Here is a 23,002-nt window from a genome sequence, read left to right on the forward strand (position 1 = left end):
GAACTAGTTTTGAGATTGAGGGAAAATATGCCAATTTTCCAGAGTAAAACACCCTCTCTTAAACTCAGACCTTATGAAAACTTATTTCCTGAAGATTTCCCTTCTTTATTTGCTATTCTTTGGTTTTTCAAGCATTTCCTATTCACAAAATCTGATTTGGTCTGATGAGTTTGATTATACAGGTTTGCCGGATTCAAGCAAATGGACCTATAATGTAGGGGATCATGGATGGGGTAATCAGGAACTACAATATTACACAGATAGGGAGCTAAGAAATGCACGGGTAGAAAATGGTCATTTGATTATTGAAGCTCATGCTGATGAAGAATATCCAAAAGGCTATACTTCTGCCCGGTTGTTGACTCGTGGAAAAGCCTCTTGGGAATATGGATACATTGAGGTTCGGGCAAAACTGCCGGCGGGAATCGGAACTTGGCCGGCGATTTGGATGCTGGCCGAAGAAAACCGACATGGAGGTTGGCCAAAAAATGGAGAAATAGATATCATGGAGCATGTGGGCTATGACCCATCTGTAGTTCATGGGACTGTACATACAGAAGCCTTTAATCATGTCAAAGGAACGCATAAAGGAGCTCAGGTAACTGTTGAGGATTTTGATCAGGCTTTTCATACTTATGCAATTAATTGGACAGAAAAGAGTATCGAGTTTTTTATGGATGGGGAAAAATATTTTGAATTCGAAAACACCGGGGGAGATTATAGCGAGTGGCCTTTTGATCAACCCTTCCATTTGATTTTGAATATTGCTGTTGGAGGAACTTGGGGAGGCCAAAAGGGAGTAGATCCATCGATCTGGCCCCAAAGGATGACAGTAGACTACGTTCGGGTCTATGATAGTCACCCAAATCCATAAGAACTTGCTTGAATTTTGGCAAACTGTCCAAGATTGCCTAAAATGAGGAAGAAATTTAGTTAGTCATACTTACCTTATGTCAGGCCAATCTATCAAACGAAAAAAAATACAGGCACTTTTTATAATAAGTGTGCTGTTATTGCTGATCTATGCCAAGAACCTCATCGAAAGGAGATCTTTCCGTGAAATAAGCTCCACTTTTACCGAAGTGTACAATGATCGATTGGTAGTCGAAAGCTACATTTTCGATATTTCGGAGCGGCTTTTCCAAATTCAAAAACTGATAGACCACTGTAATTTGGACTATGATTACTCCAAGGTAATTGATGAAATAGACGTACAGGAAAAAGAAATCTTGGCAATTGTCGAAGATTTTGAAAAAACAAAGCTGACAGATCAGGAATCAAGTTACTTGGCGGACTTTCGAGCAATTATTGAAAATGACTTGGCTATCAAAAGCTATGAATTATTGTATACGGATTCTTCGGGTGTCAATATTGACCAAGTAAAGCTGTACGACAATAAGATTTCACAGGCCAGAAAAGACCTTGACGACCTAAGTCAGATTCAATTGGCGGAAGGGGATAGATTAATTAAAAAGGCCAAAAAACTAATCAACCGCTCCCAGATTTGGGCTCAATTTGAAGTGGCTTTATTAATTATTCTGATTGTGGTAATGTTCTGGTTGATTTTCAGAAAATCAAAGGACACCAAGGGAGTTATTTCATAAGAAATAAGCAAAAAAAAGACCCAGAGGAATCTGGGTCTTTTTTTGACTTTATGTTTAGAAAGCAATTAAACTGCTTCGCTTTCCTGAGCATATTCTTCAACTGGAATACAGCTGCAGACCAAGTTTCGGTCTCCATAAGCAGAATCGATTCTGCGGACTGTTGGCCAAAATTTATTCTCTTTCACATAAGCTAGCGGATAAACAGCCTTTTCTCTTGAATAAGGCAAATCCCATTCGCCAGTTAATACCATCTGAGCTGTATGAGGTGCATTTTTCAAGACATTGTTGTCTTTGTCAAACTTACCTTCCTCAATCTCGCGAATTTCTTCCCGAATAGCGATCAAAGCATCACAGAATCTATCCAATTCTGCTTTTGTCTCAGACTCGGTTGGCTCGATCATGATGGTTCCTGCAACAGGGAAGGAGACGGTAGGTGCATGGAATCCGTAGTCCATTAATCGCTTGGCGATATCTTCTACTTCCACTCCAAACTCCTTGAATCCTCGACAGTCTACGATCATCTCGTGAGCAGCTCTACCTTTGGTTCCAGTGTAGAGGATCGGATAGTGCCCTTCCAGACGCTCCTTGATGTAGTTTGCATTCAAGATGGCCATTTTGGTAGCATTGGTCAATCCATCTCCGCCCATCATTTCGATGTAAGCGTAAGAGATAGGGAGAATGCTTGCGCTTCCATAAGGAGCTGCAGAAATTGAAGATACAGCTTGCGTACCACCTGTTTTTACAATTGGGTTTCCAGGAAGGAATGGTGCCAAATGACTAGCAACACAGATTGGTCCCATACCAGGTCCTCCTCCTCCATGAGGAATGCAGAAGGTCTTATGTAGGTTAAGGTGACAAACGTCTGCTCCGATTCTTCCCGGAGAGGTTAGACCTACCTGAGCGTTCATGTTTGCGCCGTCCATGTAAACCTGACCACCATACTCATGAATGGTTGCGCAAATTTCCTGAATAGCTTCTTCAAATACACCGTGAGTAGATGGATAAGTCACCATAAGGGCGGCTAGATTTTCGGCATTTGCAGCGGCTTTTTCTTTCAAATCCGCTACATCTATATTTCCACGATCGTCGCATTTTACCAAAACCACTTTCATACCTGCCATCACAGCGGAAGCAGGGTTGGTTCCGTGCGCTGAAGTAGGAATCAAGGCAACATCACGATGTCCTTCACCTCGACTTAAATGATAAGCTCTAATCACCATCAAACCAGCATACTCACCCTGAGCACCAGAATTTGGCTGAAGTGAGGTGTCTGCAAATCCAGTGATTTCGGTTAACCAAGTTCTCAAATTGGTGAAGAGCTCCTGATATCCCAAAGTTTGGTCCATCGGCGCAAATGGGTGCATTTGTCCGAATTCTGGCCAGGTAACAGGAATCATTTCAGCAGTAGCATTTAGCTTCATGGTACAGCTTCCCAAGGAAATCATGGAGTGAACCAGCGACAGATCCTTATTTTCCAATCGCTTGATATAGCGAAGCATTTCATGCTCTGAGTGGTAGTTGTTGAAAACCGGGTGAGTTAGGTATTCAGATTTTCTGACTAGTGCTTCAGGAAGCTCAAGGTTCAGGTTCTCTACCAATTCATCCAAGTTCAAAGTATGCTTACCTTCCTCGGTAGCAAAAATAGAAACGATGGTTTTGACGTCTGCCAGCGTTTTAGTCTCGTCAAAGGAGATAAAGATGGAGTCACTTTCATAGCGGAAGTTCATCTCAGCTGCTAAAGCCAAACCTTTTACTCGCTCTCTTGAAACGTCACTCATTCTAATTTGAATGGTGTCAAAGAAAGAATGATCAGCTACATCCAAACCGACTTTTTTCAAAGCCTTTGCAGTCAATTTTGCTAGCCCGTGTGTGCGAAGCGCAATGTTTTTCAAACCTTCCGGTCCATGATAAACTGCATAGAAGGAAGACATCACGGCCAATAGTACCTGAGCCGTACATATGTTGGAAGTGGCTTTTTCCCGCTTGATATGCTGCTCGCGGGTTTGAAGAGCCATTCGGTAAGCTTTATTTCCTGCACGGTCTACAGATACACCAATAATTCTTCCAGGAATTTGGCGTTTGAAATCTTCTTTGGTTGCAAAAAATCCTGCATGAGGTCCACCATATCCCATTGGTACTCCAAATCGTTGTGCAGAACCAACCACCACGTCAGCTCCCATTTCTCCGGGAGGAGTCAATAAAGTCAAAGCCAACAGGTCAGTAGCAAAGGCAGTCAATACTTTGTTTTCTTTCGCGGCTGCAACGATGGCAGAATAATCGCGAACGGCTCCGTCAGCATCCGGATATTGGAACATCACCCCGTAAAGTTCCGGGTCAGTCAAATCCAAGTCTTGGATAGAACCGAAGACTAGTTCAATTCCTACAGGCTCCGCTCTCGTTTCAAGGACGGCTTTTGTTTGAGGGAAAATCTTTTCATCTACAAAAAACTTGTTCGCCGCCTTCTTGTCTCTTGGCTTGACGGAATGCAGCATAGTCATCGCTTCGGCGGCAGCTGTGCCTTCATCCAGCAGAGAGGCATTGGCAAGTTCCATACCGGTAAGTTCCATCACCACCGTTTGGAAATTGATCAAAGCTTCCAATCGTCCCTGAGCTATTTCAGCCTGATAGGGAGTGTATGCGGTATACCAACCTGGGTTTTCAAGTACATTTCTCAAAATCACCCCCGGAACGAAGGTGTCATAGTAACCCATCCCGATGAAGGATTTAAATACTTTGTTTTTTGAGGCTAATTTCTTGAAATCAGCTAAAAACTCTGACTCTAATTTTGCTTTTGGGAGGTCCAATGGTCGCGTGAGGCGAATGGATTCAGGGACCGTTTGTTCGATGAGTTCCTCTAAGGAAGTGGCACCGATTTTTTCCAACATCTCTGCGATCTCCGCTTCAGTCGGGCCATTGTGTCTGCTCTCAAATTTGACAGCATTCGATAGGTTGATTTTCATACGAATTGTTAGGAAGCTGTGATTTTTATTTGGGTTAGAAATCCTTTCAATTTCTGGCGGCAAAGGTACAATTTATTGGAAGATATTCTTTGCTTAACACACAGAATTTCACCCTCTCAACACTCCTTTCCTGTAAACGGTTTGTGGCTGGGATAAAAAAATGTATAGCTTAGAGGCCAAAATAAAAATTGATCCTATGAATAAACGATTTCTTTTGACCTCTGCGCTAGCTTTGGGGCTCTCTTGGGGCACTTTTGCGCAGAATCCCGTACAGGTAAAATATGCCAATACCATCACTGCGGATGACCTGAAAGAATACTTGACCTTTTTGGCTTCTGATGAAATGAGAGGTCGGGATACTGGTTCTCCTGAGGGCTTGATTGCTGCGAATTACCTTGCCGACTTTTACAAAGAACTAGGCTTGACAGGTCCTGTGGATGGAAGCTATTTTCAGCAGGTACCTTTAGTAAGTTCTAAGTTTGAAAAAGTGACCTTGAAGGTCGGTAAAACCAATTTGGTAGAAAACGAAGACTTTGTATTTACCGGTGATGGTGATATGAAGAAAGCCGCAAAAACTGATTTGGTTTTCTTGGGCCTTGTAAATGATGAGAACCTAGCCAAAGTAGATGTGACCGGTAAATTGGTTGGTATCTGGGCTGTAGGAGAGCGAAGCAATGGTTTGATCAACAAAGTGATGGATGCCGGTGCTGCTGGGGTAGTGATCGTGAGCATGGAAGGACAAGCTAATTTTGACCGTATTGCTAATCGCTATAAGTCTTTAGCTGGAAGAGGTAGAATCGGATTTGAGCGGGAAATCTCTCAACGACCTGTTTTCATGGTGAGCTCTGATAAAATGGGCGAATTGTTTGGTACTCCTGTAGAAGAACTGAAGGAAGCTGCCAAGTCCAATCCAGAGTCTATCAAATCTCAAAAAGCTTCTTATCTCGTTCAGAAAAGTGTAACGCCTGTGGAGGCTTACAATGTGATGGGCTTTTTGGAAGGAACCGATAAGAAGGATGAAGTATTGGTGATTTCCTCTCATTACGATCACGTAGGAGTAAGCTCTACAGGTGAAATATTCAACGGTGCGGATGATGACGGTTCTGGAACTGTATCCGTGATGGAAATAGCTCAGGCTTTCGCTACTGCTGCTAAAGAAGGACATAGACCTCGTAGATCTATTTTGTTTTTGAATGTGACTGGTGAGGAAAAAGGTCTTTTAGGGTCTCAGTATTATTCTGAAAACCCGATTTTCCCTATCGAAAATACTGTCAATAACATCAATATTGACATGGTGGGACGAATCGATTATGAATACCAGAATGCTGAAAACAAGGACTATGTCTATGTAATCGGTTCAGAAATGTTGTCTACTGATTTGAAAAAAATCAACGAGTACAACAACATCACCTACACGGACTTGATCTTGGACTACCGATATGATGCTGAAGATGATCCGAACCGATTCTATTACCGATCAGATCACTACAACTTTGCGAAGTTCAATATCCCTGTCATTTTCTTCTTCAATGGAGTACATGATGATTACCATCAAGTGACGGATACGGTGGATAAAATCGAATTCCCACTGATGACCAAGCGGGCGCATTTGATTTTCCACACAGCTTGGGATCTTGCCAACAGAGAGAAGCGAACTCGAGTAGACGGCACGAACACTCGCGGAGAGCGATAAGATTCAAAAAATATAAAGGCCCTGGAAAGGGCCTTTTTTATTTCCTTCTGTTCTTTGTCTTCAACTGATTCCGATTCTTTTTATTTCCGGATTTTCGGGCTTTGACTTTTTCTCCTTTTCCGATATTCCGTTTTGGGCGGGCTTTCTTTTCGTGGAATGCACCTTTGTAATCCGGGTTTTCCTTTTGCTTGAGCTTATCCAATTCACGTGCGTAGATCTGCTTTTCAGCAAAAGGTGTTTCCGTTATTGTTACTGATTTTGGAATACTCACCTCAGGTACTTCCATCCGGATCAACTCCTCGATTTTCTCAAAATGCCAAGCCTCTGCAGGATTGATAAAAGTGATGGCCATCCCTTCATTTTCTGCACGGCCTGTTCTGCCAATTCGGTGCACATAATCTTCATAAATCAAAGGAACATCGAAGTTGATCACATGAGATACCATCGTCACATCCAAGCCTCGTGAGGCCACATCAGTCGCCACCAAGATCCGTACATCACCTGCCTTAAAGTCCTCCATGGAATTGATTCGGGTGTTTTGTCCTTTGTTGGCATGAATGACTCGAATCTCGCCGACTTTTTTGCGTTGAAGAAAATTGGACACTTCCTCGGCATTTTTTCGACTTCGTGTAAAAATGATGGCTCGGCTGACCTCTTCGCTCTCCAAGAGATGCTCCAATAAATTGATTTTGGTTCGTATGTTTGGGACGAAATATTTGACCTGATCGATGGTTTCAGCTGTAGTCGCCGAGGGGGTAATTTCTACCCGCTCCGGAAACTCCAAGAATTCAGTGGAAAGCCTTTCTACTTTTTGAGAAAAGGTGGCAGAGAAAAGTAGGTTTTGCCTTTTCACTGGGATAACCTCTAAAATGGACCGAATTTGTGGCATGAAGCCCATATCCAGCATTTTATCCGCTTCATCCAAGACCATGGTTTTGAGTTCTTTGGTTAGGATGACTCCTTTCTTATACAAATCCATAAAGCGACCCGGTGTGGAAATAATCAGATCTACACCAGCTTCAATTTGCTCTATTTGGGTTTTCGGGCCAATTCCTCCATATAATGCGACTACTCGGGTATCCGTGTATTTCCCAAGTTGACTACAGACTTCCTCAATCTGCATGACCAATTCCCGAGTAGGGGCTAGGACCATCGCTCGGGGATGCATGCCTTGGGCGTATTTTACTTTCATCAAGATGGGAAGCACATAAGCAGCTGTTTTCCCAGTTCCTGTCTGTGCAATTCCCAACACATCATGTCCGGCCAAAGCCAATGGGATCCCTTTTTCCTGAATAGGTGTTGGATGAGTATAGCCTGCTTCTTCGACAGCGTTTAGTAATTGCCTATTGAGTTTAAAAGCTTCAAAACCTTCTGCCTGATTGGCCATGATTGCTTAATTTAGCGGGAACATATAACAGTAAAACGATGAAAAGTATTCTGATCACCGGTGCAAATATAGTTAATGAAGGCCGGATCTTTCGGGGAGATGTCTTAGTGGCAAACGGCCGTATCGCTAAAATCGGAGAAAATCTCTCTGGGGAGTCTGCTGATAAGCAGATAGATGCTGAGGGAAAGTACCTTTTTCCAGGAATCATTGATGATCAGGTACATTTTAGAGAGCCTGGGCTAACTCATAAGGGCGATATCTACACAGAGTCCAAAGCTGCTGTCGCAGGTGGTGTGACTTCTTATATGGAAATGCCAAATACCGTTCCGCAGGCAGTGACCATTCCTTTGCTGGAAGAAAAATATGCTCGAGCAAAAGAAGTTTCGCTAGCTAATTACTCTTTCTTCTTTGGAGGAACGAATGACAACCTCGAAGAAATCCTCAAATTGGATCTAAGAAATGTTTGTGGCCTGAAGGTTTTTCAAGGTTCTTCTACCGGCAACATGGTGGTTGACAATATCGAATCTTTGGAAGGGATTTTTAAATATTACAAAGGTTTATTGGCTATTCACTCAGAAAATGATCACATCATCGCCGAGAATCTGGCGGAATACAAAGCCAAATACGGAGATGATATTCCTGTTAAATTCCATCCTAAAATTCGTTCTGAAGAGGCTTGTTACAATGCTTCAAGTCGGGCTGTTGCTATGGCTAAAAAGTATGGAACCCGACTCCATATTTTGCACATAAGTACTGCCAAGGAGTTGGAGTTATTTGATAACAGTATTCCTTTGGAGCAAAAGCATATTACCTCCGAGGCTTGTATTCACCACTTGTGGTTTTCTGAAGAGGATTATGAAACCAAAGGCACTTTGATCAAATGGAATCCAGCAGTCAAAACAGCTCATGATCGGGATGAAATTTTCAAAGCAGTATTGGATGATCGAATCGATGTGATTGCTACCGACCATGCTCCCCATACTTTGGAGGAAAAAGCTCAGGTTTACACCAAAGCACCTTCAGGTGGACCTTTAATTCAGCATTCTTTGGTTGCGATGTTGGATTTCTATCATCAGGGGAAAATCAGCTTAGAGCGCATCGTTGATAAAATGGCACATAATGTTGCCAAGCTCTTCAGAATCGAAGAAAGAGGATTCATCAGGGAGGGGTATCATGCTGATTTGGTCTTGGTAGATTTGAATGATCCATGGACTGTTTCTAAGGAAAACATCTTAGCGAAGTGCGGTTGGTCTCCATTTGAAGGTCATACTTTCCAGTCTAAAGTAACCCATACGATTGTGTCCGGACACTTAGCGTATGAAGACGGACAGTTTGATGAAAGTAAAAAAGGAGAGCGGATGACTTTTTCTGTAAATTAATTTGAAAAGGCTCTTGCGCAAAAAAGTACTTCTCTCTACCTTTGCATTCCAATTGAGGGAGATGTCCTCAAAACATAAAAAATGGTGATTGTAGCTCAGCTGGTTAGAGCGCTGGTTTGTGGCACCAGAGGTCGCCGGTTCGAATCCGGTCTTTCACCCTTAAAGCCCCTCATTTTGAGGGGTTTTTCTATTTAAAAGGAATTCTTTTGGCATCAATATTGAGCCGGAGGAAATGAAACTAAACCAACGTCAGATGTTTACACTGTTTAAAAACTCGCCGAAGTTCCCGGTGATCAAACCGGTGAATATTTCACTTGTCAGAAATTACATGACGAAATTTGAAGAATCTCTCAAAAATTTCGAAGAAGTACAAAAAGAGGTTTTTCACTCGTAAAAGATCAAGTTTTCGAAAGGTTATGGCGACATAACCTTTATTTTTTTGCTTTTCATTTTTCTTTACATCCCAATGTTATATTTTAACGGGATGCAACTTTTAGACCCATGAGTTATATCCATTTTGACAAAACACAACTAGTCAATCTAAACTATTCCCTTGATCGGGAAATCATCCGAACCAATCGGTCTGGTACCTATACTAGTACGACTATTATTGGGTGTAATACCCGAAAATATCACGGGCTTTTAGTAGCTCCACAGCCTCAGATTGATTCTCAAAACCATGTTTTTCTATCCACAGTCCATGAGACGGTGATTCAGCATGGGGCGAGCTTTAATTTGGGGATTAGTAAGTTTCCCGGAAATTATTCCCCAAGAGGACATAAATACCTGGAGGATTTCGATTCTGAGCCAATCCCAAAATTGACCTATCGAGTAGGAGGGGTCCTTTTGCAAAAAGAATTGATCTTGGATACCAACCGAGATCGAGTGATGATTCGGTATACCTTGCTGGAAGCTCACTCTCCGACAAAGATTCGAATCCAACCTTTCTTGGCGTTTCGGGGATACCATACCCTTTGTAAGGAAAATGACGATATCCAGAAGGATTTTGAAAAAGTACCCAATGGTGTGAAATTCCGGCTTTACCCGGTTTATGACCCGCTTTTTCTTCAGCTCTCCAAAAAGAATAAATTCAAATCTGAGCCAAATTGGTATCACAATGTAGAGTATATTCTGGAGCGTGAACGAGGCTATGAGTATCAAGAAGACCTTTATGTTCCTGGCTATTTTGAATTTGATATTGAAAAAGGAGAATCTGTTATTTTCTCCGCAGGTTTAACTGAAGCAGACCCAAGTACCCGTCAGCGGGCATTTGAAAAAGAAGTGGCTCGACGAATTCCACGAAGTAATTTCGAAAACTGCCTGATCAACTCTGCCACTCAGTTTATCCGAAACAGAGATGGAGAGACTAGGATTATAGCTGGATATCCATGGTTTGGCTGGTGGGGAAGAGATACCTTTATTGCAGCGCCTGGATTGACTTTGGCGAGAGGAGATAAAGAGACCTTTTTGGAAATCATGGATACCATGTCCAAAGACCTAAAAGGTCCACTTTTCCCGAATGTGGGAAGCGGGGATTTCACCAATATGAATTCCATTGACGCCCCTCTTTGGTTCTTTTGGTCGCTTCAGCAATACATCTATTTCACAGGAGATACCAAAACTGTCAAAAGTCGATACCTAGCTAAGCTCAAAGGAATTTTGGATGGGTATCAGCAGGGAACAGACTTCAATATTCACATGCTTTCCAACGGGCTGATCTATGGCGGATATGAGAAAGTGGCTTTGACATGGATGGATGCCGTAACCGTTGACGGTCCTGTTACTCCGAGAACAGGCTGCCCAGTGGAGATTCAAGCGCTTTGGTATAATGCCTTGAAGTTTTATCATGAATTGTCAGGTGAGGAGCATTATGGAAAACTTGCCGATAAAGTGAAAGAATCCTTCCTGAAAGAATTTTGGGATGAGAATAAAGGCTATTTGGCGGATGTCGTGAATGGAATGGAAAAGGACTGGGCAATCAGACCAAATATGGTATTTGCCACTTCCTTGCCTTATACCATGCTAGATGAGAATCAACGTGGTCAAATCTTAGATTTGGTCCGGTCTAATTTGTTGACAAATCGAGGTCTAAGAACCTTGGCTCCTGATGATCCAGCTTACAAGGGCTATTATTTCGGCGATCCGATCAGCCGAGATAATGCTTATCATAACGGTACGGTTTGGGTTTGGCCAATGGGGCATTTTGTGGAGGCTTATATCAAACTACATGGGAAATCAGCCAAGAACTTCATCGATCGAATTATCAAGAGCTTTGATGGAGTAATGACTCAATATGGAGTGGGAACTGTAGCAGAGATTTATGATGGAGATCCTCCTCACAGACCAAAAGGTTCTGTCTCTCAGGCTTGGTCTGTAGCAGAACTATTACGCATGATGGAATTAGTAAAACGGATATAAAACTTTTTTCTATGAGGGTATTAATGTTTGGGTGGGAATTCCCGCCACATATTTCCGGAGGATTAGGCACAGCCTGTTATGGTTTGGTCAAGGGGATGGTTCATCATGATCAAGAAGTGATTTTTGTTGTTCCCAAGCTTTGGGGTGATGAAGAGCCTTTGGCTGATTTTGTCAATGCAAGTGATGTCACCATAGATTATCGGGAGAAAAAGTTTAAAAGCATTTGGAAAAATCTGACCTATCTAGAAGTATCAAGCTTTTTGGTGCCTTACCTAGGTCCTGAAGAGTATCAGAAATTTACGGATTATGCGATCCACGATCGGGCAGATGTGGATGAGAGTATTTTTACCAACAAATACCAATTCAGTGGAAAATACGGTAAAAATCTAATGGAAGAGGTAAGCCGCTATGCCCTCACCGCGGCTCAGATTGCCCGAGATCGAAAAGACTTCGACATCATCCATGCTCACGATTGGTTGTCATTTCCCGCGGGAATTGCGGCAAAAGAAATCAGTGGAAAGAAACTGGTAGCCCATGTTCATGCAACGGAATATGACCGATCCGGTGAGTCGGTTAACCCTCCTGTTTTTGAGATTGAAAAAGCGGGAATGGAAGCTGCTGACCATGTGGTGGCGGTTAGTCAGTTGACCAAAAATATCATTGTCAACCGATACGGAATTCCTGCTGAAAAAGTAAGTGTGCTTCACAATGCAGTATTAGATGCAAGCATAATCAAATCAAAATATGAGAAGAAAGTACCTGAGAAAATCGTGACTTTCTTGGGTCGGATTACTTTCCAAAAAGGGCCAGAATATTTTGTGGAGGCAGCCAAAAAGGTAATGGACCGAGATGATAATGTTCGCTTCGTAATGGCTGGTTCCGGAGACCTCCTCAATCGGATGATTGATCGGGTAGCAGAGCTCCGAATGGGGCATAAATTCCATTTCACGGGCTTTTTGAAAGGAGACGATGTGGATCATATGTATGCTATTTCAGACGTCTATGTGATGCCCTCTGTCTCCGAGCCGTTTGGAATTGCTCCACTGGAAGCCGTTAGACACAATACTCCAACTATCATTTCGAAGCAATCCGGTGTAGCAGAAGTTCTTCAAAATGCCATTAAGATTGATTTTTGGGACGTAGATGCCATGGCTGATGCTATGTTTGCTTTGCTGCATTATCAAGGGATTTCCAAGATGTTTAAAGAGCTGGGCAGTGAAGAACTTAAAAATTTGAAATGGGAGCATGTAGCTGCCAAACTCGTCAAGATTTATGAAAAAACTTTAGCGCAATAACCATGAGAACGATTTGCTTTTACTTTCAGGTCCATCAGCCTTATCGGCTTAAGCCATATCGCTTTTTTGATATTGGAGACGATCATTATTACTGGGATGACTTCCTAAATCGGAGCGTTATGAGAAGGGTAGCTCAAAAGTGCTATCTGCCTATGAATGCTCTTTTATTGGACTTAATCGAAAGACATAAAGGAGCTTTCAAAGTCACCTTTTCCTTTTCAGGAACTTTTATGGACCAAATGGAGGCCTATGCTCCTGATGTGTTGGAAAGTTTCCAACGATTAGTTGCCACAGGTCAGGTAGAAGTTCTCAGTGAAACTTATGGCCACTCTCTGGCTTCGTTGAAAAGCAAGGAGGAATTCTCCAGAATGGTGGATCAGCACCGAGATAAAATCAAGCAGTTGTTTAATGGCTATACTCCAAAAGTTTTTAGAAATACAGAGTTAATCTATTCTGATAAAATCGGGGAAATGGTTCATGATATGGGCTATACAGGGGTTTTGACAGAAGGGGCAAAGCACGTTTTGGGATGGAAGAGTCCTAATTTTGTCTATCAAAATAGCATTAGGCCAGAACTGAAAGTCTTGCTTAAGAATTTCCGTCTATCGGATGATATCGCTTTCCGTTTTTCCAATAAGACTTGGTCTGATTATCCTTTGACTGTAGACAAGTTTATCAGTTGGGTAAATGCAATTCCAAAGTCTGAGCCTGTCTTAAATCTCTTCATGGATTATGAAACTTTTGGAGAGCATCAGTGGAAGGAAACTGGGATATTCGATTTCATGAGAGCTTTGCCAGAGGCAGTCCTTTCTAAGACAGATTTTGGATTTTCTACTCCATCGGAAGTATTGGGCCAGGTGGATGCAATTAGTCCAATTCATGTTCCGATACCAATCAGCTGGGCCGATGAAGAGCGTGATTTGACGGCTTGGTTGGGAAATGACTTGCAGGATGAAGCATTTGATCGCCTGTATGAATTGGAAAAGACTGTCCGGCAGCTAGATGACCCGGATTTGATTCGGGATTGGAATTATCTTCAGACCTCGGATCACTTCTATTACATGTGTACCAAGTTCTTTTCAGATGGAGATATTCACTCCTATTTTAGCCCATATGATACGCCATACGATGCGTTTATCAATTATATGAATGTCCTGAGTGATTTTGTCCTCCGGATCAAGGAAAAGAAAAAAGAAGTAGAATCAGTCGAATAATGGCTGATTCTTTTTTTTACCAGATTCCGAATTGGGAGAAATGGTGCGTGAAATGCTTTTGATGAAATCTATCCCATTCTTCCTTATTCAGCTCTCCTAAAACCGGATGCATTGTTTTAGCCTTAGGGTTTTGGATGAAAAATTTTTCAAACTCTTCTAAGCTTTGAAGCAATTTGGTTTTAGCTGTATCCAAATCTGTGAAGCGTAAAGGCAGTAATTCTCCTGGATCATTGGGGAATTTGATCTCTTTTGGAAAGTCCATCTCAGTTCCCAAAAGCATCCTTTTCATTTCCAGCTGTTTATTGCTTGGTTCGAAGAAAGGGATTTTTATTCGGTCGGAAGAAATCTTGACGGTAAGCGTAAGATGCTCCACCATGTGTTGCGGAGTCATTTTTCCAAAATCAGGTTTCTGATCTGCTTTTAGGTTTTCCAATTGGGTTTTGATGGATTGTGAATTCATAAAAGGGAAATTTGGATTCTTTAGACTAAAAAAGCGCCCAGAACAACCAGGCGCTTTTTCCAATTGACGAACTCTAAAATTTTAACTTCCGCACATTTCGCAGTCATCTGGATTGTCTAATGAACAGGCGATGGCTGCTTGCTTGTCTTTTAGTTCCTGAGCAGTAGGTGTTTCTGCTTCTTCTTTGTCCACCAATGCACTCTTGTCCAAGGTGAATTTGATTGCAGAGGCTGCTGCTTGAGAGCGTAGGTAATACATACCGGTTTTGAGGCCTTTCTTCCAAGCGTAGAAGTGCATGGAGGTTAATTTTCCAAAGTTTGGATCTTGCAAGAAGACATTCATACTTTGGGATTGACAGATGTAAGCTCCTCTATCAGCCGCCATGTCGATGATGACTTTCTGAGAAATCTCCCAAACTGTTTTGTAGAGGTCCTTGATGTTTTGTGGAATATTTGGAATGTTCTGAACAGATCCATTCGCTGCAATCAATCTGTTTCTCATGGTGTCATCCCAAAGACCCAAGCTGATCAAATCCCTCATCAAGTGCTTGTTCACGACGATGAATTCACCGGAAAGGGTTCTTCTTGTGTAGATATTGGAAGTGTAAGGCTCAAAGCACTCGTTGTTTCCAAGGATTTGAGATGTAGAAGCTGTCGGCATAGGAGCAACCAAAAGAGAGTTACGCAAACCGAACTTCTTCACTTTCTCTTTCAAATCTGACCAATTCCATCTTCCGGACTTTGGTGTTACTCCCCACATGTCAAACTGAAGAATTCCTTGGGAAGCCGGAGACCCTTCATAGGTTTCATAGGTTCCTTCGATCTTCGCCAATTCCATGGAAGTTTCTACTGCTGCGTAGTAGATGGTTTCGAAGATATCCTCATTCAGGCCTTTAGCCTCAGGAGAATCAAACGGCATTCTGAGCATCAAGAAGGCATCTGCAAGTCCTTGTACACCCAAACCAATTGGTCTGTGGCGGAAGTTGGAGCGACGAGCCTCTTCAACTGGATAGTAGTTTACATCAATTACCTTGTTCAGATTACGAGTCGCTACCTTTGTGATTTCGTAAAGTTTTTGATGGTCGAAATAGCTCTTACCATCAGGTCCTGTGGTCACGAATTTTGGAAGTGCGATAGATGCCAGGTTACAAACTGCTACTTCATCTGGAGAAGTGTACTCGATAATTTCAGTACAAAGGTTGGATGACTTAATGGTACCCAAGTTTTTCTGGTTGGATTTACCATTCGCTGCATCCTTGTAAAGCATGTAAGGCGTACCTGTTTCAATCTGAGATTCTAAGACTTCAAACCAAAGTTCCTGAGCTTTGATCGTTTCTCTAGCTCTGCCTTCACGCTCATACTTTTCATACAATCTCTCAAATTCCTCTCCGTGGCAATCAGACAAACCTGGAGCTTCATTTGGACAGAAGAGCGACCAATTCTCATTAGACTCCACACGCTTCATGAATAGATCTGGAACCCAAAGTGCATAGAACAAATCTCGGGCACGCATTTCTTCCTTACCGTGGTTTCTCTTGAGCTCCAAGAAATCCTTGATGTCTGCATGCCAAGGCTCCAAGTAGATAGCGAAAGATCCTTTACGCTTGCCACCACCTTGATCCACATAACGAGCCGTCATGTCGAAGTTACGGAGCATTGGTACGATACCATTTGAAACGCCATTGGTGCCTTTAATATAGGAGCCTTTAGCCCGTACGTGATGTATTGAAAGACCAATACCACCAGCAGACTGGGAAATTTTAGCACACTGCTTAAGCGTATCGTAAATCCCATCTATACTGTCTTCCTTCATGGTAAGTAGGAAGCAGGAAGAAAGCTGTGGTTTTGGAGTACCTGCATTGAAAAGGGTAGGAGTCGCATGTGTAAACCACTTCTCGGATAGCAAATTGTACGTTTCAATTGCAGAGTCAATATCCTCTTTGTGAATTCCGACTGATACCCGCATCAACATGTGCTGCGGACGCTCAACCACTTTCCCATCCAACTTGATGAGATAACTTCTTTCTAAAGTCTTAAACCCAAAATAATCGTATCCGAAATCTCGCTTGTAATCGATTGCGGCGTCAAGACGCGCTGCATTTTTCTTAATGATACCATACACCTCGGTATCCAAAAGCTGGGCATTTTCGCCGGTCTTTGGATTTACAAAGGTGTAAAGCCTCTTCATTGTGTTGGAGAAAGACTGACTAGTAGTCTTGTGGAGGTTGGAAATCGCAATGCGAGCAGCCAAAACAGCATAGTCAGGATGTTTGACAGTGAGAGATGCACAGACTTCAGCAGCTAGGTTATCTAGCTCGGCCGTGGTCACACCATCGTACAATCCATCAATTACTTTTTTTGCAACTTCGATCGGTTGGATAAACTTCGGATCCAATCCATCGCAAAGGTTTTCAATTCGTGCTGTGATTTTGTCGAATCTTACCGATTCGCGTCTTCCATCTCTTTTTATTACTAGCATAGTCGGATAAGGTTAAAGTGGTTGGGTTGAAAATTGAAATTAAAAGTCTTCTCCAAGAGAGAATCGTGGGGAATCTGATGCTTCGGTTGTTTTCATGACTCCGGCTTTTTGGTAGTCACCCACACGCTTCTCGAAGAAGTTAGTCTTACCTTGTAGGGAGATCATGTCCATGAAATCAAATGGGTTGGTGCTGTTCCAGATCTTTTCGCAGCCAAGCTCAACCAATAATCGGTCAGCCACGAATTCGATGTATTGGCACATCAAGTCTGCGTTCATACCGATGAGACGAACTGGCAAGGCGTCGGTCACGAATTCTTTTTCGATTTCCACCGCGTCCAAAATGATTTCTCGTACGGTTTCCTTTGGAAGTGGATTGACCACATGCTTGGTGTATAGGTGACAAGCGAAGTCACAGTGAAGGCCTTCGTCTCTTGAAATCAATTCGTTTGAGAAAGTAAGTCCAGGCATCAATCCACGCTTCTTCAACCAGAAGATGGAGCAGAAAGAACCTGAGAAGAAAATTCCCTCCACAGCTGCGAATGCAATTAGTCTTTCCTGGAAGCTACCATTATCAATCCATCGTAGCGCCCACTCAGCTTTTTTCTTCACGCAGTCGATGTGCTCAATCGCATTCAATAAGCGATCTCGTTCTACCGGATCTTTAATATATGTATCAATCAAAAGGCTGTAGGTTTCAGAGTGGATGTTCTCCATCGCAATCTGGAATCCATAGAAAAACTTCGCTTCAGTATATTGTACTTCTGCCACGAAATGTTCTGCAAGGTTTTCATTTACGATTCCGTCGCTAGCAGCAAAGAATGCCAATACATGGGAAATAAAATGGCGTTCGCCATCATTAAGGTTTTTCCAGTCAGTCAAATCTTGCCCCAAGTCGATTTCTTCGGCGGTCCAAAAGCTGGCTTCTGCCTTTTTATAAAATTGCCAAATATCAGGGTGCTGGATAGGGAATAAAACAAAGCGATTTTTGTTCTCTACTAAAATGGGTTCCTCTTGCATCATTCTCTCGTTTTTATTTTTGGTAGAAATTAATTTTCGACTTAATAGATTGACTACTTGCTGGGGATAGAAAAGGCTGCCTTTTCAGAACAGCCTTGAACAAATATGTAAACCAAAAGTCAGAAATAAAACCCCTAAAGAGCTGCTTCAAGTCTGTTTTTGACTGAAAGTCAAAAAATATATAAAAATCAATAAATCAATTAATTAAGTATATATAAATCATGTAAAAGTTTAAAAAAATATGCCATTCTAAGCCCCTTAAACTTTTTTTAAATTTTTTGAAAAAATTTTTTTTACTCCGGTTCAAACTAAAATTTGAACAATGGTCAAAAAATTAAGATAAATTTAGGTTTGATTTAACTGTCTGAAAATCAATTTAAAACATGCTTTTTCTTATTTTTCTAGACTTTTGTAGAGCAGGTTTTGATTTTCTAATTACAAAGATTTAAAGCAATGTTTTAATCATTGGTTCTATTTCTAATAATTGCAACCCATCTTACGGTAATTTTTTATGTATAAGCTAGTTTGATTTTCACAGGATGTTTTTTTGTTAAATAAGAGTTACCTATATTTGCACTCCGATTTTCTCAAAGAATCAATTTATAACATGTACGCAATTGTAAACATCGCTGGTAAGCAGTTCAAAGTAACTAAAGATCAGTCTATCTACGCTCCTAAATTGAACGTAGAAGCTGGCGCTTCCGTGGAATTTGACCAAGTACTATTGGCAGAAGCTGATGGGAATGTGTCAGTTGGTGCACCATTGGTTGAAGGTGCAAAGGTATCTGGCAAAGTGCTAGATCATGTAAAAGGTGATAAAGTGATTGTCTTCAAGAAGAAGCGAAGAAAAGGCTACAAGAAGAAGAATGGTCACAGACAAGACTTCACTAAATTGTTGATCGAAAATATTACACTCTAAGTTTTCTTTTAGAAGACCATAAACGTAAAAAACCATGGCACATAAAAAAGGTGTAGGTAGTTCCAAAAACGGTAGAGAGTCCCATTCCAAACGATTGGGCGTTAAGAAATTTGGTGGTGAGCAGGTAATTGCTGGTAACATCATCGTAAGACAAAGAGGTACTAAGCATCATCCAGGAAACAATGTAGGTCTAGGAAAAGACCATACTTTGTTTGCCTTGACTGACGGTGTTGTTTCCTTCAGAAAGAAACCTGATGGAAAATCCGTGGTCAGCGTTGTTCCTGCTGAAGCATAAGTTAATAGAATTTAGGTGAGAGCCCCGTCTGATTTCAGGCGGGGCTTTTTTTATGCCATGTTTTATTTCAACCATTGATCATTTTTTTGCTGGGCATTCTATTTACATCAGCTAATTTTTTATCTTCAACAAACCACCAAATAAAAACCTTATGAGAAGAAGAAATAATTGGGTGATATGGGTTTTTGGGATACTGACCTTATGGCTCTCTCCCAACTCATACGCTCAGGAAATTGCAGACCCCGCGGTATACAAAGCGCTAGAATGGCGCCTCATTGGACCTTTTCGGGGTGGACGATCTGATGCTGTTACGGGTGTAGCAGGCTCGGATCATACGTATTATTTTGGAAGTACAGGAGGCGGCGTTTGGAAGACTGTCGACTCTGGTAAAACATGGAAGTCTGTATCCGATGGTTACTTTGGCGGCTCCATAGGATCAGTTGCTGTTGCTCAAAGTGATACCAGTGTAGTTTATGCTGGTGGAGGTGAGAAAACAGTCCGAGGTAATGTCTCCTTTGGATATGGTATCTGGAGAAGTTCGGATGCAGGAAAATCCTGGGAGCGTGCAGGTCTGGATAAATCCCGCTTTGTATCAAGACTACGGATTCACCCAGAAAACCCAGATGTGGTTTATGCCGCCGTATTGGGAGATATTTTTAAGCCCGATCCAACTCGCGGCGTTTATAAGACGACTGATGGCGGAAAGAATTGGGAACAGGTCCTTTTTGTCAGCGATATCGCAGGAGCGGTTGATTTGATTTTGGATCCGAATAATCCAGATGTGGTTTATGCTACTACTTGGGAAATCAAGCGAACCCCATATTCTCTAGAAAGTGGCGGTCCTGGTTCCAAGATGTTCAAATCCACCGATGGAGGTAAGACCTGGGAAGATTTGACCACTAAGGAAGGCTTTCCGGAGGGAATCCTAGGAATTATGGGGATTTCGGTTTCTCCTTTGAATTCCAATCGACTTTATGCTATCATCGAAAATGAAAATGGAGGAGTTTATGTATCCATGGACGCTGGAGAATCCTGGACTCGAACCAATGAAGACCGAAGTTTGCGTCAGCGCGCATGGTATTACTCCAGAATTTACGCTGATCCACAGGATGAAGAAACAGTCTATGTGCTCAATGTGAGTTACCATAAATCTACGGATGGTGGAAAGACCTTCAAAGGAGCCAATGCTCCTCATGGAGATCACCATGATCTTTGGATAGATCCTAACAACAATCAACGAATGGCTATTGCTGATGACGGCGGCGCCCAAATTTCTGAGGATGGAGGAGCTTCTTGGTCTACTTATATGAATCAGCCAACTTCTCAATTTTATAGAGTCACAACTGATAATTCATTCCCTTACAGAATTTATGGGGCGCAGCAGGATAACTCCACCGTTCGAATTCGTCACCGAATTGATGGACGCGGAGGAATTACTGAAGAGGAATGGGAGCCTACCGCAGGAGGAGAATCCGGTTGGATTGCACCAGATCCTGACAATAACGATATCGTATATGGGGGGTCATATGGAGGCTATTTGACTCGAGTAGATCATGAAAATGGTATTTCTCGCTCAGTAAATGTTTGGCCGGATAATCCAATGGGTCATGGAGCCGAAGACATGAAGTATCGATTCCAATGGAATTTCCCGATTTTCTTCTCTCCTCATGATTCTGACCTTCTGTACACCACAAGTAATAGATTCCATCGCTCAAGAGATGAAGGACAAAGTTGGGAGGTGTTTTCTCCTGATTTGACCAGAAATGATGCGAGTAAACTAGGCTCATCTGGTGGACCAATTACTAAGGATAATACTTCCGTTGAATATTATGCAACGATTTTCACTGCAGCCGAATCACCTGTTAAGCAAGGAGTAATTTGGGCAGGTTCTGATGATGGCTTGGTTCATGTCACTACTGATAATGGAGTAACATGGCAAAATGTAACTCCTTCGGACATGCCGGAATGGCTTCAAATCAATAGCATTGAAGCAAGTCCTTATGATCCTGCAGAAGCCTATTTTGCAGCTACAGGATACAAGTCAGGAAACTATGAGCCTTACTTATACAAGACGAAGGACTATGGAAAAACCTGGACCAAGATTACTTCAGGAATTGATCCGGAGCATTTTACTCGGGTGATTCGGGCTGATCCTGTTAAGCGTGGAATGCTATATGCAGGTACTGAAACGGGGATGTATTATTCCAAAGATGATGGAGCAAGTTGGCATTCATTGCAGATGAATCTTCCAATTGTTCCGATCACGGATTTGACGATAAAGGAAAATAACCTGATTGCTGCTACTCAGGGACGAGCTTTTTGGATCATTGACGATTTGACTGTCTTGCATCAAGCCGAACCTGGAATAGAAAATAAAGCCTTGCATTTGTTCAAGCCTCAGGATTCTTACCGAATTGACGGAATGAGCAGAAAGTCTTCCACGGCTGGCACCAATCGTGCGGGGGGTGTTTTGGTATATTACTTTATAAAGGAGAAACCCCAGGATGAACTGAGAATTGAATTCTTGGATAGCAAGGATAATGTATTGCGTACCTTCTCCACCAAAGGCTATAATGGAGATACCTTGAAAGTAAAGGCTGGTAGCAATGAGTTTAATTGGAATCTCAGAGTGGAAGACGCTGAAGGGTTTGATGGTCTAATTATGTGGGCTGCAAACTTGAGAGGTCCAAAAGTGGTACCTGGAGATTACAAGGTGCGTATGACTTTGGATGGTCAGACTCAAGAGCAAATGTTCAAAGTTTTGGCTGATCCACGTTATCCAAGTACTCAAGAAGATCTGGAGAAACAGTTTGAGTTCTTGATGAAGGTCAATCGAAAACTGACTGAAACACATCAGACGATAAAGTTGATTCGACAATATCGAGCCGAATTAGACAGCATGGAAAATAAGCCAGCGAATCTGGAAGAAATCCAAGCTGAAATGAAGTCTATTGAAGAAACGCTTTATCAGACCAAAAACAGAAGTAACCAAGATCCGCTTAACTTCCCAATCAGATTGAACAACAAGTTGGCACACCTTAATTCCATTGCTGGAAATGGGGATTATAAACCAACTGATCAAGCTGAGGAAGTTCGTATGGAACTGACTGAACAAATAGATGTACAATTGGCGAAATTCAAGCGACTCGAACAGGAGGAAATCTCGAAGATCCTCAATATCGATGAGCTGAGGACCAAATTGGATATCAAAAAATAATACTAACCTCCCGGAGAAATCCGGGAGGTATTTTTTTAGAAAATTCTAAAACTCTTGATTTGCTCTATAAAGTCTAAGGCACTTGAGGGAGAAATAATCAAGATGAAAATTATTCCAAATAAGGCCCCAAAAAGGTGAGCATCATGATTGATTCCATCACTATCCTGCTTTCCTTTGGTATAGGAATAAATCAAAAATAAAGCTCCAAGGATAAACCCTGGCAAACAAAAAATTCCAAACAAGCAGATATCGGCAAGAGGCAAAATAATTATGCTTGCAAAAACGGTTGCTGCTGTTCCTCCTGATGCTCCCAATGCTCGATAATAAGTGTGATCCTGATGCTTGATGTAGGTAGGAATATCAGCAATCACAATTCCCAATAAATAAAAGAGAACGAAAACAAATCCTCCGGTAGTTGATCCGAATTTATAAGCCAAGAATTGCTCGACCACCCCTCCAAAGAAATAAAAGGTAAACATGTTGAAGAGGAGGTGGATGTAATCCTTATGGATAAATCCAGATAGGAGAAAACGATCCCACTGATTCCTTCTTTTGATTATATAAGGGATGAACATCCATCTTTCAACCAAAGAGGAATTATTGAAAGCCAGGAAACTACTGATCGCTGTAATGATGATCAGAATGACCGTGATAGAAAGATTCATG

The 23,002-nt window shown here is 42.0% G+C and carries 16 protein-coding genes and 1 tRNA gene; 11 read left to right on the forward strand and 6 right to left on the reverse strand.

Annotated elements, in window-relative coordinates; translation table 11 throughout:
• Window positions 1–73: 73 nt before the first annotated feature.
• Both NY014_RS15980 and NY014_RS15985 read left to right on the forward strand, forming a co-directional pair.
• A complete protein-coding gene (locus NY014_RS15980; protein ID WP_259415550.1) occupies window positions 74–874 on the forward strand; it encodes a glycoside hydrolase family 16 protein in 801 nt (266 codons plus the stop codon).
• 76 nt (window positions 875–950) lie between these two features.
• Window positions 951–1,604 (forward strand): MCP four helix bundle domain-containing protein, encoded by a 654-nt coding sequence (locus tag NY014_RS15985; protein ID WP_259415551.1) that lies wholly within the window; start codon window positions 951–953, stop codon window positions 1,602–1,604.
• A 65-nt stretch (window positions 1,605–1,669) separates the two neighbouring features.
• On the opposite strand, the gene gcvP is transcribed toward NY014_RS15985, so the two are convergent.
• Window positions 1,670–4,564 (reverse strand): aminomethyl-transferring glycine dehydrogenase, encoded by a 2,895-nt coding sequence (gene gcvP, locus NY014_RS15990; protein ID WP_259415552.1) that lies wholly within the window; start codon window positions 4,562–4,564, stop codon window positions 1,670–1,672.
• A 196-nt stretch (window positions 4,565–4,760) separates the two neighbouring features.
• Between gcvP and NY014_RS15995 the strand changes: the two genes are divergently transcribed.
• Window positions 4,761–6,257 (forward strand): M28 family metallopeptidase, encoded by a 1,497-nt coding sequence (locus NY014_RS15995; RefSeq protein ID WP_135076901.1) that lies wholly within the window; start codon window positions 4,761–4,763, stop codon window positions 6,255–6,257.
• Between the two features lie 37 nt (window positions 6,258–6,294).
• Here the strand turns inward: NY014_RS15995 and NY014_RS16000 are convergent, their stop codons facing one another.
• Entirely contained in the window at window positions 6,295–7,644 is a 1,350-nt protein-coding gene (locus NY014_RS16000; RefSeq protein WP_259415553.1) for a DEAD/DEAH box helicase, read from the reverse strand.
• A gap of 38 nt (window positions 7,645–7,682) precedes the next feature.
• On the opposite strand from NY014_RS16000, the gene NY014_RS16005 reads away from it, so the two are divergent.
• The 5 genes from NY014_RS16005 (at window position 7,683) to NY014_RS16025 (ending at window position 13,950) form a co-directional block, all read left to right on the forward strand.
• Entirely contained in the window at window positions 7,683–9,023 is a 1,341-nt protein-coding gene (locus NY014_RS16005; protein WP_259415554.1) for a dihydroorotase, read from the forward strand.
• Window positions 9,024–9,106: 83 nt separating this feature from the next.
• A tRNA-His gene (locus tag NY014_RS16010) sits at window positions 9,107–9,182 on the forward strand.
• Window positions 9,183–9,524: 342 nt separating this feature from the next.
• Window positions 9,525–11,441 carry an amylo-alpha-1,6-glucosidase gene (locus tag NY014_RS16015; RefSeq protein ID WP_259415555.1) on the forward strand — a complete coding sequence of 639 codons (1,917 nt, stop codon included), beginning with the start codon at window positions 9,525–9,527 and terminating at the stop codon, window positions 11,439–11,441.
• Between the two features lie 11 nt (window positions 11,442–11,452).
• Window positions 11,453–12,736: a glycosyltransferase family 4 protein gene (locus NY014_RS16020; RefSeq protein ID WP_259415556.1), complete on the forward strand. Its 1,284-nt coding sequence runs from the start codon at window positions 11,453–11,455 to the stop codon at window positions 12,734–12,736.
• A gap of 2 nt (window positions 12,737–12,738) precedes the next feature.
• Window positions 12,739–13,950: a glycoside hydrolase family 57 protein gene (locus NY014_RS16025; protein ID WP_259415557.1), complete on the forward strand. Its 1,212-nt coding sequence runs from the start codon at window positions 12,739–12,741 to the stop codon at window positions 13,948–13,950.
• A 16-nt stretch (window positions 13,951–13,966) separates the two neighbouring features.
• Here the strand turns inward: NY014_RS16025 and NY014_RS16030 are convergent, their stop codons facing one another.
• The 3 genes from NY014_RS16030 to NY014_RS16040 all read right to left on the reverse strand — a co-directional run bounded on the left by NY014_RS16030 (window position 13,967) and on the right by NY014_RS16040 (window position 17,908).
• Window positions 13,967–14,410 carry a DUF1569 domain-containing protein gene (locus tag NY014_RS16030; protein ID WP_259415558.1) on the reverse strand — a complete coding sequence of 148 codons (444 nt, stop codon included), beginning with the start codon at window positions 14,408–14,410 and terminating at the stop codon, window positions 13,967–13,969.
• Between the two features lie 81 nt (window positions 14,411–14,491).
• On the reverse strand, window positions 14,492–16,888 hold the full coding sequence (locus tag NY014_RS16035; RefSeq protein WP_259415559.1) for a ribonucleoside-diphosphate reductase subunit alpha: 2,397 nt from the start codon (window positions 16,886–16,888) through the stop codon (window positions 14,492–14,494).
• Between the two features lie 39 nt (window positions 16,889–16,927).
• The gene (locus NY014_RS16040; RefSeq protein ID WP_135076932.1) at window positions 16,928–17,908 is read right to left on the reverse strand and encodes a ribonucleoside-diphosphate reductase small subunit; all 981 of its coding nucleotides are present in this window, start codon (window positions 17,906–17,908) and stop codon (window positions 16,928–16,930) included.
• A 604-nt stretch (window positions 17,909–18,512) separates the two neighbouring features.
• Between NY014_RS16040 and rplU the strand changes: the two genes are divergently transcribed.
• The 3 genes from rplU (at window position 18,513) to NY014_RS16055 (ending at window position 22,336) form a co-directional block, all read left to right on the forward strand.
• Window positions 18,513–18,824 (forward strand): 50S ribosomal protein L21, encoded by a 312-nt coding sequence (rplU, locus tag NY014_RS16045; protein ID WP_259415560.1) that lies wholly within the window; start codon window positions 18,513–18,515, stop codon window positions 18,822–18,824.
• 34 nt (window positions 18,825–18,858) lie between these two features.
• On the forward strand, window positions 18,859–19,119 hold the full coding sequence (gene rpmA, locus NY014_RS16050; RefSeq protein WP_135076938.1) for a 50S ribosomal protein L27: 261 nt from the start codon (window positions 18,859–18,861) through the stop codon (window positions 19,117–19,119).
• A 151-nt stretch (window positions 19,120–19,270) separates the two neighbouring features.
• On the forward strand, window positions 19,271–22,336 hold the full coding sequence (locus NY014_RS16055) for a WD40/YVTN/BNR-like repeat-containing protein (RefSeq protein ID WP_259415561.1): 3,066 nt from the start codon (window positions 19,271–19,273) through the stop codon (window positions 22,334–22,336).
• Between the two features lie 35 nt (window positions 22,337–22,371).
• Here the strand turns inward: NY014_RS16055 and NY014_RS16060 are convergent, their stop codons facing one another.
• A complete protein-coding gene (locus NY014_RS16060) occupies window positions 22,372–23,001 on the reverse strand; it encodes a rhomboid family intramembrane serine protease (RefSeq protein WP_259415562.1) in 630 nt (209 codons plus the stop codon).
• Window position 23,002 lies beyond the last annotated feature (1 nt).

It is taken from the genome of Algoriphagus limi (assembly GCF_024919275.1).
Taxonomy (GTDB): Bacteria; Bacteroidota; Bacteroidia; order Cytophagales; family Cyclobacteriaceae; genus Algoriphagus; species Algoriphagus limi.

What these genes read in the sequence shown, in the direction of transcription:
- NY014_RS15980 (WP_259415550.1), top strand. Translation starts at nt 74, where the DNA reads ATGAAAACTTATTTCCTGAAGATTTCCCTTCTTTATTTGCTATTCTTT.
- NY014_RS15985 (WP_259415551.1), top strand. Translation starts at nt 951, where the DNA reads ATGTCAGGCCAATCTATCAAACGAAAAAAAATACAGGCACTTTTTATA.
- gcvP (WP_259415552.1), bottom strand. Translation starts at nt 4,564, where the DNA reads ATGAAAATCAACCTATCGAATGCTGTCAAATTTGAGAGCAGACACAAT.
- NY014_RS15995 (WP_135076901.1), top strand. Translation starts at nt 4,761, where the DNA reads ATGAATAAACGATTTCTTTTGACCTCTGCGCTAGCTTTGGGGCTCTCT.
- NY014_RS16000 (WP_259415553.1), bottom strand. Translation starts at nt 7,644, where the DNA reads ATGGCCAATCAGGCAGAAGGTTTTGAAGCTTTTAAACTCAATAGGCAA.
- NY014_RS16005 (WP_259415554.1), top strand. Translation starts at nt 7,683, where the DNA reads ATGAAAAGTATTCTGATCACCGGTGCAAATATAGTTAATGAAGGCCGG.
- NY014_RS16015 (WP_259415555.1), top strand. Translation starts at nt 9,525, where the DNA reads ATGAGTTATATCCATTTTGACAAAACACAACTAGTCAATCTAAACTAT.
- NY014_RS16020 (WP_259415556.1), top strand. Translation starts at nt 11,453, where the DNA reads ATGAGGGTATTAATGTTTGGGTGGGAATTCCCGCCACATATTTCCGGA.
- NY014_RS16025 (WP_259415557.1), top strand. Translation starts at nt 12,739, where the DNA reads ATGAGAACGATTTGCTTTTACTTTCAGGTCCATCAGCCTTATCGGCTT.
- NY014_RS16030 (WP_259415558.1), bottom strand. Translation starts at nt 14,410, where the DNA reads ATGAATTCACAATCCATCAAAACCCAATTGGAAAACCTAAAAGCAGAT.
- NY014_RS16035 (WP_259415559.1), bottom strand. Translation starts at nt 16,888, where the DNA reads ATGCTAGTAATAAAAAGAGATGGAAGACGCGAATCGGTAAGATTCGAC.
- NY014_RS16040 (WP_135076932.1), bottom strand. Translation starts at nt 17,908, where the DNA reads ATGATGCAAGAGGAACCCATTTTAGTAGAGAACAAAAATCGCTTTGTT.
- rplU (WP_259415560.1), top strand. Translation starts at nt 18,513, where the DNA reads ATGTACGCAATTGTAAACATCGCTGGTAAGCAGTTCAAAGTAACTAAA.
- rpmA (WP_135076938.1), top strand. Translation starts at nt 18,859, where the DNA reads ATGGCACATAAAAAAGGTGTAGGTAGTTCCAAAAACGGTAGAGAGTCC.
- NY014_RS16055 (WP_259415561.1), top strand. Translation starts at nt 19,271, where the DNA reads ATGAGAAGAAGAAATAATTGGGTGATATGGGTTTTTGGGATACTGACC.
- NY014_RS16060 (WP_259415562.1), bottom strand. Translation starts at nt 23,001, where the DNA reads ATGAATCTTTCTATCACGGTCATTCTGATCATCATTACAGCGATCAGT.